Here is a 3,286-nt window from a genome sequence, read left to right as displayed (position 1 = left end):
AAATTTTCTTGCTCAGTTCCGGTCGCGACAAATTCCCGAATCTCTGCCTGCTTCGACTTCAGCAGCGATTGACAATCTCTCTGCAAGCCAAACTCGCTCGGCGCTTTGACGCAAACATTCTCCTGCAGGTAGCCTGTGAGCTGCTGCGTCGCAAACGTTTCATAATCGTCTTGGCCGGGGTTTTTTATTGCCATGACTGCTCCGACTGCAACTAGAGCGATTCCTCCAAGCGCAGCGGCAACGTTCCTACCCTTCATGGTGCCTTGGTGGAAGGTTTCCCGAATCAGTGTTTGTTTCACAGATTACCTGAAGTAAATAAACGGCTAGAGTTCCTATTCCAGTCAATCAGCGCGTCACCGGAACGCTGTTTGAAGCATTTGCGCTTCGTTTCAATGGTATCCGCGTTTAATGACTTCAATTGTTATCTTTTATAGTCGATCGCTCCTTTTATCAATCATGTCAGCGAGTAGAGCGAACATGCTGAGTTGCGTCCAGGCGACAAACAGAATCAGGGTGCGCTCAGTCAGGTCACGTCGATCGAACACATCTTGAAACAGCGTAATCAAAAATCCAACAAAGAACACCACTGCAACCGGAAAGAAGACCCGCATCGGGGCAAAGTAGACGCCAGTTCTCAGAATCAGTTGAATAAATCGCAGCGTATCGCGAATCGGTTTGATTTTGCTTCTGCCCACGCGATGGTAATAGTCGATCGGCTCATAGTGAACGACGTAGTTGCTCGTCAGCGTCGCGATCGTAATGGTCGTCGTAAAGCTAAACGTGTTGGGCAGAATGTTAAGAAATCGCTCCGCCACGCTCTTCCGCAGCACTCGCAGTCCACTGTTTAGGTCTGGAATCGGAGTCTTGGTTACCCACTGAGCAAACCGGACCATAAACCATTTAGGAATTCTACGAATAGGAGAGTAGGAAACATTGCTGCCGATCCGGGCACCCACTACCATATCTGCATTCGCAGCCAGCGAGACTAACTCCGGAATCCGCTGGTTCGGATAAGTTCCATCTGCATCTGTGATCACAATCAGCGGATACTTCGCATAGCGAATGCCCGTTTTTAGAGCGGCACCGTAGCCACGATTGCTTTGATGCTCAAGTACCCGCACATCCGTTCGCGATCGCAAAATCTCACCCGTACGATCGGTGGAGCCGTCATTCACCACAATGATCTCGTACTTGTGCTGCGAAAACCGCAGCGTCTCCTGCAACTGCTCCAGAGTTGCGGCAATGCCATACTCCTCGTTGTATGCCGGAATCACAACCGAGAAGTCCAGACAGGCGTCTTCATCGGCAATGGCAGACCGATCGCTGACAATATATCTCTGATGCATGGCAACAGAATATCATCACCTGTCAAGCTCTCACAGTGGGTTTAGAAGTAGACGATCGCGGCTAATTTCACAAATTGTAGAGATGGTATGATGCCGCTATTTAGTTCGGCTGTGCAGTTCATGTGGTCCCATTTGCACAAGGCTTTGTTTGCACCAGCAAATTCTCGAAGTCAAACTTACTTCTGGTTTAGTCTTAGTTTGACCTTTGCAGCCGTGTATGGTTTGCTGGCGCTTCGGGAAGGGTTCAGTGGTCCGTACATTGTGCAAGATGATGCGCGGCAACACGTTTTCTGGGCAGAGCGATTTGTTGACCCAGCCTTATTTCCTCAGGATTTGATTGCAGACTACTACCGGTCTCTGGCACCTGCGGGTTACGCCGCTCTGTACTGGGCAATGGCAGCTGTGGGCATTTCTCCAGAACTCGTGAGTAAAGTCTTGCCATTCTTTCTAGGATTAGCGACGACGGCTGGCTGCTTTGCCGTGTCTCTGGAACTGCTGCCCGTCCCGATCGCTGGGTTCATTACCTCGCTGCTGCTGAACCAGAACCTGTGGCTCAAGGATGATCTTGCCTCTGCCACTCCTCGTGCGTTTCTGTATCCTCTGTTTCTGGCGTTTCTGTACTGCCTGATGCGGCGGGCGGTGCTGCCTTGTTTGGGCGTCCTGGTTTTGCTGGTGCTGTTTTATCCCAATTTCATGCTGATTGCCGCAGGTGTGCTGTTGCTTCAGCCATTACGGTGGCGATCGGGACGGGTGCGGTGGTCGGGCAATCGTCAGGATGCTCTAATTTGTCTGGCAGGATTAGCCATTTGCTGTGTGGGAATAGTACCCTACGTCCTGACCTCCTCAGCTTATGGACCCGCCATGACTGCGGCAGAAGCCAGAACTATGCCAGAGTTCCTTCCAGGAGGGCGCACTCAGTTTTTTGTGACAGATCCAGCGCAGTACTGGATTTGGGGAAGTCGAGGCAGCCTACTGCCAAAAGCGCTCTTTACCCCTGTTACGGTGCTTGCGGGATTATTTTTACCCGGACTGTTGCGGATGGGCGATCGCCTTCCTCTAGTCAAGCAGGTACAGGCGGGCATTATGCTTCTGCCCCAAGTTTTGCTGGTGTCCTGTGGATGGTTTCTGCTTGCTCACATTGTTCTGTTCAAGCTCTATTTGCCCAGTCGCTACACCTGGCACAGCTTTTGCATTGTCCTCGTTTTAGCGGCGGGGGTTACTCTCACTCTGATTTTGGATGCGCTGTTGCGCAGCGCGGCGCAGCGGATCGCATCGCCAGCCAAAAGAAGTTGGCTGCCTGCCTCGCTAGCTCTGAGCGTGAGCGTGTTGATTGGGGTTGCGCTTGTGTTTTATCCCTCGTTCGTCAAAAAATTTCCGATTACGTACTACTTGTCCGGTCAAGCGCCAGCGCTTTACCAGTTCTTTGCCCAACAGCCGAAAGATAGCTTAATCGCTTCTCTTTCAAATGAAGCCAACAACTTACCGACTTTTGCCCATCGACCAGTTCTTGTCAGTAGTGAATATGCGCTGCCCTACCAGGTAGGCTACTATCGGCAGATTCGCCAACGGGCGATCGACCTCATTCAGGCCCATTACAGCTCCGATGCAGCAGTGGTACAGGCATTTACTCAACAGTACAATATTCGGTTTTGGCTCTTAGATCAGACAGCCTTTGAGCCAGGTTATCTCTCTAAAAATCACTGGCTGAAACAGTTTCAACCTGTAACGAACGAGGCAATTCTGCACCTGCAACAAGGAGCGACTCCCGTTCTAAAGCAGGTCATCCCTCGCTGTGCCGCTTATAAAGATGATCACTTCGTCGTGCTGCCAGCGTCCTGTGTGAGCGAGGCGCTAAAAGGCTAACGGATTGGACACCAGCCGTTTCCGGAGTGCGATCGATTCCTCAAACCTGGTTAGCGGTGTTGGGTCTGGGTTGGGGG

At 51.4% G+C, this 3,286-nt stretch carries 3 protein-coding genes; 1 reads left to right on the top strand and 2 read right to left on the bottom strand.

The features are described 5' to 3' along the window. Together H6F43_RS23150 and H6F43_RS13550 are read right to left on the bottom strand one after the other, a co-directional pair. The coding region (locus H6F43_RS23150) for a DUF4359 domain-containing protein (protein ID WP_190343268.1) at positions 1-299 on the bottom strand (299 nt) is incomplete at its 3' end. A 129-nt stretch (positions 300-428) separates the two neighbouring features. Further along, positions 429-1,346, bottom strand: coding sequence for a glycosyltransferase family 2 protein (locus tag H6F43_RS13550; protein WP_190343267.1), 918 nt, complete (start codon positions 1,344-1,346; stop codon positions 429-431). Between the two features lie 198 nt (positions 1,347-1,544). On the opposite strand from H6F43_RS13550, the gene H6F43_RS13545 reads away from it, so the two are divergent. Then, positions 1,545-3,209, top strand: coding sequence for a hypothetical protein (locus H6F43_RS13545; RefSeq protein ID WP_199290339.1), 1,665 nt, complete (start codon positions 1,545-1,547; stop codon positions 3,207-3,209). Positions 3,210-3,286 lie beyond the last annotated feature (77 nt).

This window comes from Leptolyngbya sp. FACHB-36 (assembly GCF_014695955.1).
In the GTDB taxonomy this organism is placed as follows: Bacteria; Cyanobacteriota; Cyanobacteriia; order Leptolyngbyales; family Leptolyngbyaceae; genus FACHB-36.
This window is presented reverse-complemented; position numbering and strand designations above follow the sequence as displayed.